The 246-nt window shown below is 63.0% G+C and carries 1 protein-coding gene; it reads right to left on the reverse strand.

The features are described 5' to 3' along the window. Positions 1-246 (reverse strand): hypothetical protein (locus tag JT719_RS25050; protein WP_207436492.1); only part of this gene is annotated, 246 nt, incomplete at both ends.

Raw genomic sequence — 246 nt, forward strand, 5'->3', positions numbered from 1 at the left:
TGGCCGAAGTCATGCAGCGAGAAGTACTGGACGGGCGGACCGATCGGCTTGGCCGGCCACAGGACGCGCGGAATGGGTTCGGTGAAGAGCTGGAGATACTGGGTGAACCAGGTGTAGGTGCCGGATTCCTTCGGCACGACCCACAGGATGAAGGAGAGATAGTCGAAGTTGCCGAGATCCTGGCCCGCCAGCGAATCGACGAAGCGGGCGTCGGAGCTGCCCTGGACCCGGAAGAGGGAGGAAACG

This window comes from Sabulibacter ruber, from assembly GCF_017355955.1.
In the GTDB taxonomy this organism is placed as follows: domain Bacteria; phylum Bacteroidota; class Bacteroidia; order Cytophagales; family Hymenobacteraceae; genus Nibribacter; species Nibribacter ruber_A.